The organism is Rahnella victoriana (genome assembly GCF_021276285.1).
Taxonomy (GTDB): domain Bacteria; phylum Pseudomonadota; class Gammaproteobacteria; order Enterobacterales; family Enterobacteriaceae; genus Rahnella; species Rahnella victoriana.
The window spans coordinates 1575283-1588595 of sequence record NZ_CP089919.1; the positions used below are offsets into that span (position 1 = coordinate 1575283).

General features: G+C 50.3%; 12 protein-coding genes. 10 read left to right on the forward strand and 2 right to left on the reverse strand.

Features of this window, described 5'->3' with window-relative positions; genetic code table 11:
* The first annotated feature begins 1 nt into the window (after position 1).
* On the forward strand, positions 2 to 931 hold the full coding sequence (locus tag J9880_RS07260) for a hypothetical protein (RefSeq protein WP_232770262.1): 930 nt from the start codon (positions 2 to 4) through the stop codon (positions 929 to 931).
* Positions 932 to 998: 67 nt separating this feature from the next.
* Here the strand turns inward: J9880_RS07260 and tdh are convergent, their stop codons facing one another.
* Together tdh and kbl are read right to left on the reverse strand one after the other, a co-directional pair.
* The gene (gene tdh / locus J9880_RS07265) at positions 999 to 2021 is read right to left on the reverse strand and encodes an L-threonine 3-dehydrogenase (RefSeq protein ID WP_095924115.1); all 1023 of its coding nucleotides are present in this window, start codon (positions 2019 to 2021) and stop codon (positions 999 to 1001) included.
* Positions 2022 to 2030: 9 nt separating this feature from the next.
* Positions 2031 to 3227 carry a glycine C-acetyltransferase gene (kbl, locus tag J9880_RS07270; protein ID WP_095924114.1) on the reverse strand — a complete coding sequence of 399 codons (1197 nt, stop codon included), beginning with the start codon at positions 3225 to 3227 and terminating at the stop codon, positions 2031 to 2033.
* A gap of 242 nt (positions 3228 to 3469) precedes the next feature.
* Here kbl and rfaD point away from each other — a divergent pair, with 242 nt between their 5' ends.
* The 9 genes from rfaD to J9880_RS07315 all read left to right on the forward strand — a co-directional run bounded on the left by rfaD (position 3470) and on the right by J9880_RS07315 (position 13303).
* Positions 3470 to 4402: an ADP-glyceromanno-heptose 6-epimerase gene (gene rfaD, locus J9880_RS07275; RefSeq protein ID WP_095924113.1), complete on the forward strand. Its 933-nt coding sequence runs from the start codon at positions 3470 to 3472 to the stop codon at positions 4400 to 4402.
* A 30-nt stretch (positions 4403 to 4432) separates the two neighbouring features.
* Entirely contained in the window at positions 4433 to 5482 is a 1050-nt protein-coding gene (gene rfaF / locus J9880_RS07280; RefSeq protein WP_119823924.1) for an ADP-heptose--LPS heptosyltransferase RfaF, read from the forward strand.
* Positions 5482 to 6465 (forward strand): lipopolysaccharide heptosyltransferase RfaC, encoded by a 984-nt coding sequence (gene rfaC, locus J9880_RS07285; protein ID WP_095924111.1) that lies wholly within the window; start codon positions 5482 to 5484, stop codon positions 6463 to 6465. Before rfaF ends, rfaC begins: the two co-directional genes overlap by 1 nt.
* Positions 6466 to 6467: 2 nt before the next feature.
* On the forward strand, positions 6468 to 7565 hold the full coding sequence (locus J9880_RS07290) for a glycosyltransferase family 9 protein (RefSeq protein WP_131693825.1): 1098 nt from the start codon (positions 6468 to 6470) through the stop codon (positions 7563 to 7565).
* Complete coding sequence (locus J9880_RS07295; RefSeq protein ID WP_095924109.1) at positions 7558 to 8562, forward strand: glycosyltransferase family 8 protein; 1005 nt, start codon at positions 7558 to 7560, stop codon at positions 8560 to 8562. Before J9880_RS07290 ends, J9880_RS07295 begins: the two co-directional genes overlap by 8 nt.
* Positions 8559 to 9845 (forward strand): O-antigen ligase family protein, encoded by a 1287-nt coding sequence (locus J9880_RS07300; protein WP_131693826.1) that lies wholly within the window; start codon positions 8559 to 8561, stop codon positions 9843 to 9845. The genes J9880_RS07295 and J9880_RS07300 overlap by 4 nt, the downstream gene beginning before the upstream one ends.
* A 69-nt stretch (positions 9846 to 9914) precedes the next feature.
* Positions 9915 to 10922 carry a glycosyltransferase gene (locus tag J9880_RS07305; RefSeq protein WP_131693827.1) on the forward strand — a complete coding sequence of 336 codons (1008 nt, stop codon included), beginning with the start codon at positions 9915 to 9917 and terminating at the stop codon, positions 10920 to 10922.
* Between the two features lie 160 nt (positions 10923 to 11082).
* The gene (gene rfaQ, locus J9880_RS07310; RefSeq protein ID WP_131693828.1) at positions 11083 to 12165 is read left to right on the forward strand and encodes a putative lipopolysaccharide heptosyltransferase III; all 1083 of its coding nucleotides are present in this window, start codon (positions 11083 to 11085) and stop codon (positions 12163 to 12165) included.
* Complete coding sequence (locus J9880_RS07315; protein ID WP_232770263.1) at positions 12158 to 13303, forward strand: glycosyltransferase family 4 protein; 1146 nt, start codon at positions 12158 to 12160, stop codon at positions 13301 to 13303. Before rfaQ ends, J9880_RS07315 begins: the two co-directional genes overlap by 8 nt.
* Positions 13304 to 13313: the final 10 nt, after the last annotated feature.

Sequence of the window (13313 nt, forward strand, 5' to 3'; positions counted from 1 at the left end):
TATGTTTAAATTCCTGAACTCCAAATATCGTCGCATTCTTTCGCGCCATAATTTGCCTTATGCAAATACTGTTATTGCGGGCAAACCAAAGAATAGCGTGACGTCGGTTGTAATCCCTTCCGCAGGCGCTGACTATATTGAAGAAGCCTGTCTGTGCGCGGAATTTGCTGACAAATTCGCAACCGGTTTGCAGGAAATCGTGATTGTTACCGATCAGGAGGCCAGCCAGTTCCGTCCGCTGCCTGAGAAAGTTCGCATCGTGACACTAAATCCTGAAACCAAATCTGGCGATTATCGCTATAAGCAAATTTACCTCAGCCGTCTGATTAAGCTGATGGCCCCCTTACAGGCCAAAACCGACGGTATTTTGATGATCGATTCAGACCTGAATCTGCTCAAAATGCCGGAAATACAGCTGCATGAAAATCACATTTATTCCAGCTTCCGTCAGGGCAAAATGATTGCCAAACTTGACGGCTGTGATCCTGAAACCATCCCGGCTTATTATAAAGACAGCATACGCCCTTATATTGTTGACCACGTGAATGGCGCATTTCTGGCCGCCACCCGTAAGACCTGGCAACGGTTATGTCCGCTGTGGATTATGTTCTTCAGAGATACCTGGAACATTCTGCCCGACAATCAGCCACCGACTGACCAGCTGCCTCTGGCGGCGATGCTCGATACGCTGGACATCAAAACTGTCAATCTGGGCGACTGGATGAACTGGCCGGTATCAAAAAAAATTGGCGGCACGCCGTCCGTTATTCCGAAAGAAGTGATCGGCGCTCATGGTGGATTCCCGCTGACCGAATGGCAAAAGTATCTGGCGTCACCGGATAATGCGCTGTTATTCAAAGGTCAGGATTACACACGCAAAGTGCGCTATCTGACGGATGCAGAGAAACAAACGGCAGACCCTGCGGTATAAAGCCTCCGTCCGTTGTCATAAAAAAGCCCGCTCATTCAGCGGGCTTTTGCCTTTCTATCGCGCCAGATCACCAGTTAAGGATAACTTTGCCGGAATGCCCGGAGCGCATCGCATCAAACCCTTTCTGAAATTCATCAATCGGGAAATGGTGGGTTATCAAAGGCGTAAGATCCAATCCTGACTGGATCAGGGCAGCCATTTTGTACCAGGTTTCGAACATTTCCCGGCCATAAATCCCTTTGATAAACAGACCTTTGAAGATCACCTGGTTCCAGTCGATCGCCATCTCGGTTGAAGGAATGCCTAACATTGCAATCCGCCCGCCGTGATTCATGGCATTGAGCATGCTGCGAAACGCCGCAGGCGCGCCAGACATCTCCAGCCCGACGTCAAACCCTTCCGTCATACCCAGTTCATCCATCACGTCCTGCAAGCTTTGCTGACTGACATTCACCGCCCGCGTGACGCCCATTTTACGCGCCAGTTCCAGGCGATATTCATTCATATCGGTGATCACCACATGGCGTGCTCCGACGTGTTGGCATATCGCCGCCGCCATAATCCCAATCGGCCCTGCGCCGCTGATCAGCACATCTTCACCGACCAGATCAAACGACAGTGCGGTATGCACCGCATTGCCGAACGGGTCAAAAATCGCGGCCAGATCATCAGAAATATTGTCCGGGATTTTGAAGGCATTAAAGGCTGGCAGCACCAGATATTCCGCGAAGGCACCCGGACGGTTGACCCCGACACCCTGGGCATTGCGACACAAATGCGTGCGACCGCCCCGGCAATTGCGGCAGTGTCCGCAGGTGATATGTCCTTCACCGGACACCCGATCACCGATGCTGAAGCCTTTCACTTCCTGCCCGATACCGACCACTTCGCCGACGTATTCATGCCCGACCACCATCGGCACGGGAATGGTTTTTTGCGACCATTCATCCCAGTTGTAGATATGCACATCCGTCCCGCAAATCGCTGTTTTGCGGATTTTGATCAGTAAATCGTTATGGCCTAATTCCGGTACCGGCGCATCCGTCATCCAGATGCCTTCTTCACGTTTGAGTTTTGCTAAGGCTTTCATCGACACTCCTCAGGCGATCACGCCCAGTTTTTTGCCAATACGGGTGAAGGCATCGACTGCCTGCTCGATGTGTTCTGTGCTGTGCGCCGCTGACATTTGCGTGCGAATACGCGCCTGCCCCTGAGGCACCACCGGGTAAAAGAAACCGGTGACATAAATCCCTTCCTGCTGCAAAAGCGACGCAAACTCCTGAGCCAGACGCGCCTCGCCCAGCATGACCGGAATAATCGCGTGATCGGCGCCTGCCAGCGTGAACCCGGCAGCCGTCATTTTTTCACGGAACAATGCTGAATTACGGAGCAGGCGCTCGCGCAGTTCGCTGCCTTCTTCGAGCATCGAGAGCACTTTAAGGGATGCCGAGACAATCGACGGGGCCAGTGAATTGGAGAAAAGATACGGCCGCGAACGCTGGCGCAGCCAGTCGATCACTTCCTGACGCGCTGCGGTATATCCGCCGGAAGCGCCGCCCAGTGCTTTGCCGAGCGTGCCGGTGATAATGTCCACACGCCCCATCACGTCGCAATATTCGTGGGTTCCGCGTCCTTCAGCACCGACAAAACCGACCGCGTGGGAATCATCCACCATCACGAGCGCATCAAACCGTTCAGCCAGATCGCATACACCTTTCAGGTTGGCGATCACGCCATCCATTGAAAACACGCCGTCCGTCGCCACCAGAATATGGCGGGCACCGTCGTCTTTGGCCTGCTGTAAACGGGCTTCCAGTTCTGACATATCATTGTTGGCATAGCGATAGCGTTTCGCCTTACACAAGCGGACGCCGTCAATAATCGATGCGTGATTCAGCGCATCCGAAATGATGGCATCCTCTTCACTCAGCAGTGTTTCGAACAAGCCGCCGTTGGCATCAAAACAGGAGGAATAAAGGATCGCATCGTCCATGCCGAGAAAGTCCGCCAGACGGTGTTCGAGTTCTTTGTGAGTATCTTGCGTGCCGCAGATAAAGCGGACAGATGCCATACCAAAACCGTGACTGTCGAGCCCTGCTTTGGCGGCTTCGATCAGCGCCGGATGGTTCGCTAATCCGAGGTAGTTATTGGCGCAGAAATTGATGACCGGCGTGCCGCCAGCCACTGAAACTTCAGCCTGCTGCGGCGTGGTGAGAATGCGTTCTTCTTTAAACAGCCCCTCAACCCGCGCCTGGTCGAGCTGATCTTCAAGCTGGCGATAAAACGAAACAGACATACAGTATTCTCCTGAAATGACTCATTCACGGAATACATTACTAATCTGCATATGAAATAACGATGAAACCACTCACAATATCTTTGTTTTGCAGCAGAGTTCACGCCTTACGGACTGAAACACAAGAATGCAGGTTATCGGACACCTTCCCAATGTGAGCTTCATTCTGAAGTGTTATGATATTACCCAATATAGTAGCTGCGCATGGTGCGCAGTTCTTCAAATGATTAAAGGTGGATCCCATGATAATCGTCACTGGCGGCGCTGGTTTTATCGGCAGCAATATTATTAAATCGCTCAATGATATGGGATACCGCGATATTCTGGTGGTCGATAACCTGAAAGACGGCACCAAGTTCGTCAATCTGGTGGATCTGGATATTGCGGATTATTGTGACAAAGAAGATTTCATTGCCAGTATCGTTGCAGGCGACGATTTAGGTGATATTGACGCGATCTTCCATGAAGGCGCGTGTTCGTCCACTACTGAGTGGGACGGCAAGTACATGATGGATAACAACTATCAGTACTCCAAAGATATCCTGCATTATTGCCTGGATCGCAGCATTCCTTTCCTTTACGCCTCTTCTGCCGCCACCTATGGCAGCCAAAGCACCAGCTTTGTTGAAGATCGTAAATATGAGCAGCCACTGAACGTCTACGGTTACTCCAAGTTCCTGTTTGACCAGTATGTTCGCGAAATCCTGCCACACGCGGAATCCCAGATTTGTGGTTTCCGTTACTTCAACGTCTACGGACCACGCGAAGGTCATAAAGGCAGCATGGCCAGCGTCGCATTCCACCTGAACAACCAGATTAAAGCCGGTGAAAATCCGAAGCTGTTCTCTGGCAGCGAAGGCTTCAAGCGTGACTTCATTTATGTGGGTGACGTGGCAGCGGTAAACCTGTGGTTCTGGCAGAACGGCGTGTCCGGTATTTTCAACTGCGGAACCGGCCGCTCTGAATCCTTCCAGGCAGTTGCGGATGCCGTGGTCGCGTACCACAAATCAGGCGATATCGAATACATTCCTTTCCCGGAAAAACTGAAAGGTCGTTACCAGTCCTTCACTCAGGCTGACATGACGGCGCTGCGTAATGCCGGTTATGACAAACCTTTCAAAACGGTTGCCGAAGGTGTGACGGAATACATGAGCTGGCTTAACCGCACAGTATAAGCGCTGCACACTGAGGAATGGATTAACGGTATGAAAATACTGGTAATTGGGCCGTCATGGGTCGGTGACATGATGATGTCACAAAGTCTCTACCGCACCCTGAAAGCGGCGCATCCGCAAGCGCAGATCGATGTGATGGCACCTGCCTGGTGCCGTCCTTTACTGGATCGCATGCCGGAAGTGCATCAGGCACTGGCTATGCCACTGGGGCATGGCGCTCTGGAGCTGGGCGAGCGCCGCCGTCTGGGCATTTCACTGCGCAATGAACATTATCAACGCGCCTATGTTCTGCCTAACTCGTTTAAGTCGGCACTGGTGCCGTTCTTTGCACGTATCCCTCAGCGCACCGGCTGGCGCGGTGAAATGCGCTATGGCCTGCTCAATGATCTGCGGGTGCTGGATAAGCCCGCGTTTCCATTGATGGTTCAGCGTTATGCTGCACTGGGCTACGATGCCCGACAAATCAACACCGCTGCCGACCTGCCGCAACCCATTCTGTGGCCGAAATTACAGGTCAGTGAAGCGGAAGTCACCGCCGTCAAAACCTCATTCTCTGTGGATAATGCCCGCCCGCTGATTGGCTTCTGTCCGGGCGCGGAATTTGGTCCGGCAAAACGCTGGCCGCATTATCACTATGCCGTACTGGCGGAAAAACTGATCAGCGAAGGCTATCAGGTGGTGCTCTTTGGCTCGGCGAAAGATAACGCGGCGGGCGAACAAATCCGTCTGGCACTGACGGACAATGCGCAACCTTTCTGTCTGAATCTGGCCGGTCAAACCTCGCTGGATCAGGCCGTTGTGATGATTGCCGCCTGTCATGCCGTCGTCAGCAATGATTCGGGTCTTATGCATGTCGCCGCTGCACTGGATAAACCGCTGGTCGCACTTTACGGACCAAGCAGCCCGGATTTCACGCCGCCACTCAGCCATCAGGCGAAAGTGATCAGGCTGATCACCGGTTACCATAAAGTCCGTAAAGGCGATGCAGAAGAAGGTTATCACCAGAGTTTAATTGATATTCAACCAGAGCAGGTTTATCAGGAATTAAGCCAGTTACTGAGTGCAAGGAAGGAGCTGTAATGCGGGTACTCATCGTCAAAACCTCGTCCATGGGCGACGTTCTGCATACGCTTCCGGCGTTAACGGATGCCATGCAGGCTATCCCCGGGATCCGCTTTGACTGGGTTGTGGAAGAAGGATTTACGCAAATCCCCGGCTGGCATCCGGCCGTTGATCGCGTGATACCGGTCGCCATCCGCCGCTGGCGCAAAAACTGGTTCGGATCTGAAACCCGTCAGCAACGCTGTGATTTTAAGCGAGAAGTGCAGTCTCAAACCTATGATGCGATCATTGATGCGCAGGGGCTGATGAAAAGCGCCGCGCTGATCACCCGTGTCGCCAAAGGTGAAAAACACGGTCAGGATTGTAAAAGCGCCCGTGAACCGTTCGCGAGCTGGTTCTACAACCAACGTCATGAAATCGATAAAAAACAGCATGCTGTAGAACGCACCCGCGAATTATTCGCCAAGAGTCTCGGGTATCAGAAACCTGAAACGCAGGGGGATTACGCCATCGCAGCACGGTTCCTTTCGCACCTTCCGGCGGATGCGGGGCAGTATCTGGTGTTTCTCCATGCCACCACCCGCGCAGATAAACACTGGCCGGAAGAACACTGGCGTGAACTGATTAGCATGCTGAGCGGGCAGGATATCCGCATCAAACTTCCCTGGGGAGCCGAGCATGAATATCAGCGCGCGATGCGTCTGGCCGACGGATTTCCTTTCGTCGAGGTCTTGCCGAAATTGAGCCTGGAAAAGGTAGCCGAAGTGCTGGCGGGCGCCAAAGCCGTGATTTCTGTGGATACCGGCCTGAGCCATCTGACAGCGGCACTGGATCGGCCGAACATTACGCTGTACGGCCCCACCGACCCCGGCCTGATTGGCGGCTATGGAAAAAATCAGTTTATCCTCAAGGCGGAAGATAACGCGTTGCAAAATCTGCCCGCAAAACGCGTTTTTGAGCGTCTGAACGACATCATATCAGCAACAGAGGAAGTGAACTGAGCATGAGCTATGTGATTATCTTCATTCTGTTGTGGCCGTTCAAAATGCTGATGAAACCTTTTCATCAGGGAAAGGGCCGAAATCTGGTCATCCAAACCGCCAAAATTGGCGACTTTGTGAATATCACTCCGCTGCTGAAACACCTGAAAAAATCAGACGTGCTGATCAGTAAAACCGTTTTACCCCTCGCGGAACGTGATTCCACCATTGAGAACCTCTATCTGATTGAAGATCATAAAAAATCTCTCATCAGCAAAATTCGTCTGGCCTTTAGACTGCTCAACCGTTACGACAATGTGTATCTGCTGCAACCTAACAGTATCAACGCGTTCTACGCAGCCTTTTGTAATGCCCGACATAAAGCCTTTCTGATTGCCTATACCCGCAAGTGGTATCACAGCATTTTTTATCAGACCGCAGATGTTGTTGTTCTGCATAAGAAAACAGACTTTACGCTGGAAAGTTATCTGAAGCTGGCGAATCCATCCCTGACTGCCGACAGTTATAAGAAGCACGCCACTTTTCCTTTGTGGATCCCGCAGGAAAGGCTGTCAGCACTGGTGGAGAGTGAACACATCAAAATCGGCATCAGTATTTCTGCCGGTAACAAAGCGAAAACGATCCCGACGGCAATATGGATTAAAATCCTTGATTCCCTGAAAGACCTTCCCTGCCAGTTTTATGTGTTTGGTCCTGAGAATGAGCAAAAATATCTGGATCAGTTACTGGCGCAAAAAGGTGACAGTGAAAATATCATCAGTCTGATTGGTAAGCTAAAATTACACGAGGTGCCACACGCCATTTCACTGATGGATATGTATATCGCTTCCGATTCAGGGAATGTCTATATTGCAGATGCTGTAGAGGTACCGGTGGTGTGTCTGGCGGGTCCCTGTGATCTGCGCGAGCAACATCCTACGTTTTCGCCGCTGATCCTTACACCGCAGGGTGAGGGTCTGGCTCCTGAATCGTTTATCTTCTCGGCACCTTATTCATTCAGGCACAGCGCAGAACAGCTTTTTGCTCTCAGTGATGAACAGTTAAATCAGATACGTTCTTTTGTCATCAGCAAAATGGGTCAGGAACAGAATCATGCCTAATCATGAATACCTGAATTATCTCGAGCAGAAAGAAGAGCTCGTAAACAATTTAGGGTTTTCAGTATTGCCGGTTGTTCATATTGCGTTCGGGATCAACAACGCCTATGCACGCGGCATGGGCATCACTGTTTTTTCTGTTATGGAAAATAATCCAGATTTGGCGTTTCATATTCATGTTTTTGGCAGCCCGCTGGATCAAAAATCAAAATCCCTCCTGCTCGAATTGGCCGCCGGTCGTCCTCTGGCCATCACTTGCTATGTCTTTAAAGAGTCGGCATTTGCGGATTTACCGCTGATGGGGCGTTATCCACAGGCCATTTATTACCGTCTGTTTACGCCGTACATTCTCGCTGACGTGACGTCAAAACTGCTTTATCTTGATGCAGATACATTGTGTCTGGGCAGTTATAAGCCACTGAATGACATGGATATCAGTGGTTACACGCTGGCGGCGGTGAATGACACCCAAAGGGCGCGAAATAAACTCTGCCCTCAGTTAGGGCTGGTGCAGGGTAACTACTTCAACTCGGGTTTTTTATATATCAACATCCCGCAGTGGATCGAGAGAAAAACGACCGAAAGAATTATTCAGGTCCTTTCTCAACGCGAAGGTGAATTAAAATTCCCGGATCAGGACGCCCTGAATATTGCGCTGGAAAATGAAGTGTTATTGTTACCTAAAAAATACAATTTCATCTGTGACATCATTTTAAACAAAGTTGGGAAGAAAACCCCTGTACCGCAGGATACAATCCTGATGCATTACACCGGAAAATGTAAGCCCTGGCATCTGTGGGGGTTGGGTGAGTTATCGGCGATTTATAATCAATATTACGATAAATCTCCGTGGCATGGTGTGCCACACGATCATCCCGTGTCCTATAAAGAAATGAAACGTTACGCGCAGGCGCTTTGGCATGAACGTCAATATATAACCAGCCTGTGCTGGATGACTAAATACATGAACAACAAGATCTTCAGGAAGAGTCATTTATGATCAGGAAGTTAATGGCATCCGTCAGACAATCGTCTTTTGATGAGAAGCTGGCTGCTGTATTTTTCTTATTTATCACGATTTCTATTTCTTTCTTTATGTACTCAGGCGAAGTTACCCGAAACTTCTTCTACATAATTACCTATATTTCAATTATTTACTTTCTATACCTGACTTTCAAAGTCGAGAAGAAAGTCCATTTTTATCTTTTCTCCTGGGTCGTTTTCCTGCTGGGGTTAAGCAAGTTACTGTGGGTGATGCTGACCACCAATGAGCACTATCCTCTGATCGCCTATCACTATCAGATCAGCGGAAAACGCATGATGTTAGCCGCCTTTGTGCTCTATGCCATTGAACATAACTTGCGCAAATGGACATTATCGCGCACTACCGTCAGAGCGGGCGTCATTATTATGTCGCTGATGTTTATTTTCATTTCCGTCATTCATATTGTGGTGTTTGTTAAAACCGGCCACAGAATAAAAATAAACTCTGATGCCCCGACGTCAGGGGGATATATCTTCACCATCTTCTCGCTGCTGGTGATGTACAGCATTAAATATTATTCATTCAAACATTACAGGTTACCCTGTCTGGTTGTGATGACATTAACCTTTGCGGTACTGGCTGCCACGCAAACCCGTTCGGCCATTATGCTTTTTGCCTTATTCAGCGTATTGAGCGTTCTTTACGATTTCGCCAAAAGTTCGCACACGTCGAAAATGATCTACGGGTTTGCCATCGGCGGTTTAATTATCGCTGCAGTTGTCTCCGGTCATCCTTATTATAATAAAGCGCTGGCCCGTATCGATAATCTGCAAAAAGAAGTGTCCTCTTACAGCGAAGGACATCGTAATTCATCCGTCGGGGCACGCTTCTCAATGTGGCGCGCGGGGATAAATGTTTTTGAACAACACCCGCTGGGTCAGTCGGCGGACAGTCGCAACGCGCTGGCCACCACGTTTATCCAGCAGCATGAAGGCGGTAACCCGGAAGCCCTGCGCAATCTGCAGTTCCATTTGCATAACGACATTATCGACACGCTGTCACTGCAGGGGATTTTTGGCGCCATCATTCTGGTCATCTTCTTTGCCGTCCTGCTGCTCTACCCTTTCAGACTGGTACCCAAAGGCTACGAATTCCTGCTGCTTTCGGTTCCGGTCATTTACTTCAGTCAGGGCGATACCCAGTTTTATAATCGTGAATCCCCCTATTTTATCATTCTGGTCTTCGGCTACCTGCTGATGCTGAGAATGAGCACCCGCACTTCATTGGGTAAATCCTGACCCTTCCGGACGGCGGGGCTGACCCGCCGTCCGGTTGTATGCCCTCTTTATCAGTGGAAATTGTGTGAAATGATCATGACAACGACATCCGAAAACATCCGGCTCAGCGCCATCATTCCTCTGTTTAATGCCGGGGAGATGTTTCGAAACTTTATGGATTCGCTCGTCGCTCAGACGCTGGAAAGCCTTGAGATCATCATTGTTAATGACGGTTCAACGGACGGTTCTGATAAGGTGGCTCAGGAATATGCCGACAAATATCCGCACATTCGTGTCATCCATCAGACCAACGGTGGCGTGTCCCGGGCGCGCAATGCCGGTCTGGACGTTGCCAAAGGTCAGTATGTCACCTTCCCGGATGCCGATGACATACTGGATCCGGCGATGTATCAGACACTGACAGACATGTGTGAACAGGATGATCTGGATGTCGCGCAATGCAATGGCGAGCGTTATTTTGTCGGGTCTGAGAAAGTAAAACCGATCATACCGGTTGACCGTTTAACCTCGACAGGTGTGCTGGATGGCGCAACCTGGCTGAAAATGGCGCTGGCAACCAACCGTTATCTGCATGTGGTGTGGCTGGGGGTCTACCGGCTTGAATTGATAAAGAAAAATGGCCTGTATTTTGAGCCCGGTTTGCATCATCAGGATATTCCCTGGACGACCGAGTTAATGTTCAACGCCCGTCGGGTGAGATATACCCAGCAGATCCTTTACCGCTATTACATTCATGGTCAGTCAATCAGTAACCAGAAGCGGACGGGGATGAAAAACGTTGAATATCAACGGCATTATTTGAAAATTGCCAAAATGCTGGATGAGCTGAATCAACGGTATAAAGACCGGGTCCACATCTATCCCGAGTTTCCACGTCAGGTCACCCGTGAAGCCCTGACGGTATGCCATTCTGTTCGTCGTGAACCGGACCCGGCGGCTCAGAAAGCCATGATCGAGGATATTTATACCTCCGGAACACGTAAGATAATGCTGCGTAATGCCCGCGGCCCGAAGCAGTGGTGGCAGCTCGTGCTGTGGCTCATCCGCCTGCACAAGTTACGTAAAAGACTCGCGTAAGATGTTTAAGAAAGGGACGATTCATTTACGTTCTTAACTCCATTATAACGGGTTCATAAACGTCGTTATTTATCTTTCTATATCAGTCAGATAAATAACTTCACAGCATACGATTCTTCACCTAAAATCAATTCACTATATTCTAATATCAGATAATAGAATGCCTAACTCCGAAGCCAAATATGCAGCACTAAAACCCAGAAGAATTCTTCTGGTTAAACTCCGTCATCACGGAGATATGGTGCTGACAACGCCGGTGATAAACAGGCTGCGTCAGCATTATCCCGATGCTGAAATTGATGTGCTTCTGTATAAAGAAACCCGACCGATCCTCAGTGAGCATCCTGCCCTGTCGCATATCCATGTCATTGACAGATCATGGAAAAAGCAGGGGATTCGCTATCAGCTACAGCAAGAATATCAGTTACTCAAAGCAATCCGCGCACGGCATTATGACCTGGTGATTAACCTCGCCGACCAATGGCGAAGCGCCCTGCTGGCGTTGTTCAGCGGTGCTAAAATCCGGTTAGGCTTCGACTATAAAAAGCGCCGCTCACTGATCTGGCGCACGGGTCACACACAGTTAGTGACCACCGAAAATCACAGCATTTTGCATACCGTTGAGCAGAATATGTCGATTCTGTCTCCGCTGGGCGTATCGACAGAGAATGCCCAGACCTCGATGCATTATTCAGAAAGTGACAAGGCATTTTGTCAGCAGTTACTTCTGAAAAATCAGGTCGCTGGCGACTATATTGTGATCCAGCCGACGTCCCGCTGGACGTTCAAATGCTGGGACGATGACAAATTTGCCAGCGTAATTGATGGCCTCGGCGATACCGGTCTCACCATAGTGATGACCGCCGGTCCGGATAAGAAAGAGCTGGATATGGTGCGCAAAATCCAGGATCTGACTCATAACACGCAGGTGATTTCCGTTGCAGGTCAGCTTTCCCTGACGCAACTGGCGGCAATGATTGACGGCGCAAAACTCTTTATTGGTGTCGATTCCGCACCGATGCATATGGCTGCCGCGCTCAATACGCCTTGCGTGGCCCTGTTTGGTCCGACGAAGATGCAGCACTGGCGCCCGTGGGGTCACAATAATACAACACTCTGGGCGGGTGATTACGCACCACTTCCATCGCCGGATTCAATCGATACCAAAACCCAGCAACGTTATTTGCATGCAATCCCTGTCAGCGATGTGATTGATGCCGCCAGGAGTTATCTGCATGACTGATGCCGCCGAGACCAAAAATATTCGCTTAGCCATTGTCCGGCAAAAATATCGCCCGGATGGCGGCGCGGAACGGTTCATCTCCCGCGCGCTGGAAGCCCTGGATGACCAGAATATTGATCTGAATATCATTACCCGCCAGTGGGAAGGCAAGCCCAATCCGCAATGGAAAATTCACCTGTGCAATCCGGCAAAATATGGCCGTGTATCGCGGGAGAAAGGATTTGCCGTGGCCGCCCGCCAGTGCTGGGAGCAGCAACATTTCGACATTGTGCAAAGTCACGAGCGCATTCCGGGTTGCGATATTTTCCGCGCCGGTGATGGCGCGCACCGCGTCTGGCTGGAACAAAGAGCACGCGTTATTTCGCCCTTCCAGCGGTTTCTCACCCGCATCAGCCCTTATCACCGCTACGTTCTGCAGGCTGAAGAAGCCATGTTTCACTCTGCGGAATTGAAAAAAATCATCTGTAATTCCGGGATGGTAAAGCGCGACATCATGCGCTGTTACGGCGTTGATGAGAGCCGTTTTGAAGTGATCTATAACGCCATCGATTCTGAAAAATTTATGCCTGCAACAGAGGAACAGCGCCGGAGTTCACGTGAGGCGCTTTCCATCCCTTCAGCCGCCGTCGCACTGATCTATGTGGGTTCAGGATTTGAGCGTAAGGGCCTGAAACCGGCGATTGAAGCCATTGCTTCCGGTGATCGCTACCTCATCGTTGTCGGGCAGGATAAAGATCAGAAAAAGTATAAGTTGCTGGCGCAACAATCAGGCTGTGCTGACCGCGTCCGCTTCACCGGCGTGCAAAACAATGTGCTGCCTTACTACCACGCCGCAGACGGCATGATTTTGCCGACGTTATATGACCCGTTCCCGAACGTCATTCTGGAAGCGATGGCCTGCGGTTTACCGGTGATCACCAGCCAGACCTGCGGCGGGGCCGAATTCATCACACAGGGGAAAGAGGGCTTTGTTTGCGATGCGCTGGATGTTGCCAGCCTGAGCGAATTCGTGAAGAAAATCCCTTCGCGTCAGGAAAATGACGACATGGGGAAAGCCGCCAGAGCGCGAATTTTGCCTTACAGCCCTAAAAACCTTTCACAACAGTTAGTTGCACTCTATCACTCATTACTGGTCTGATGACGTTTGT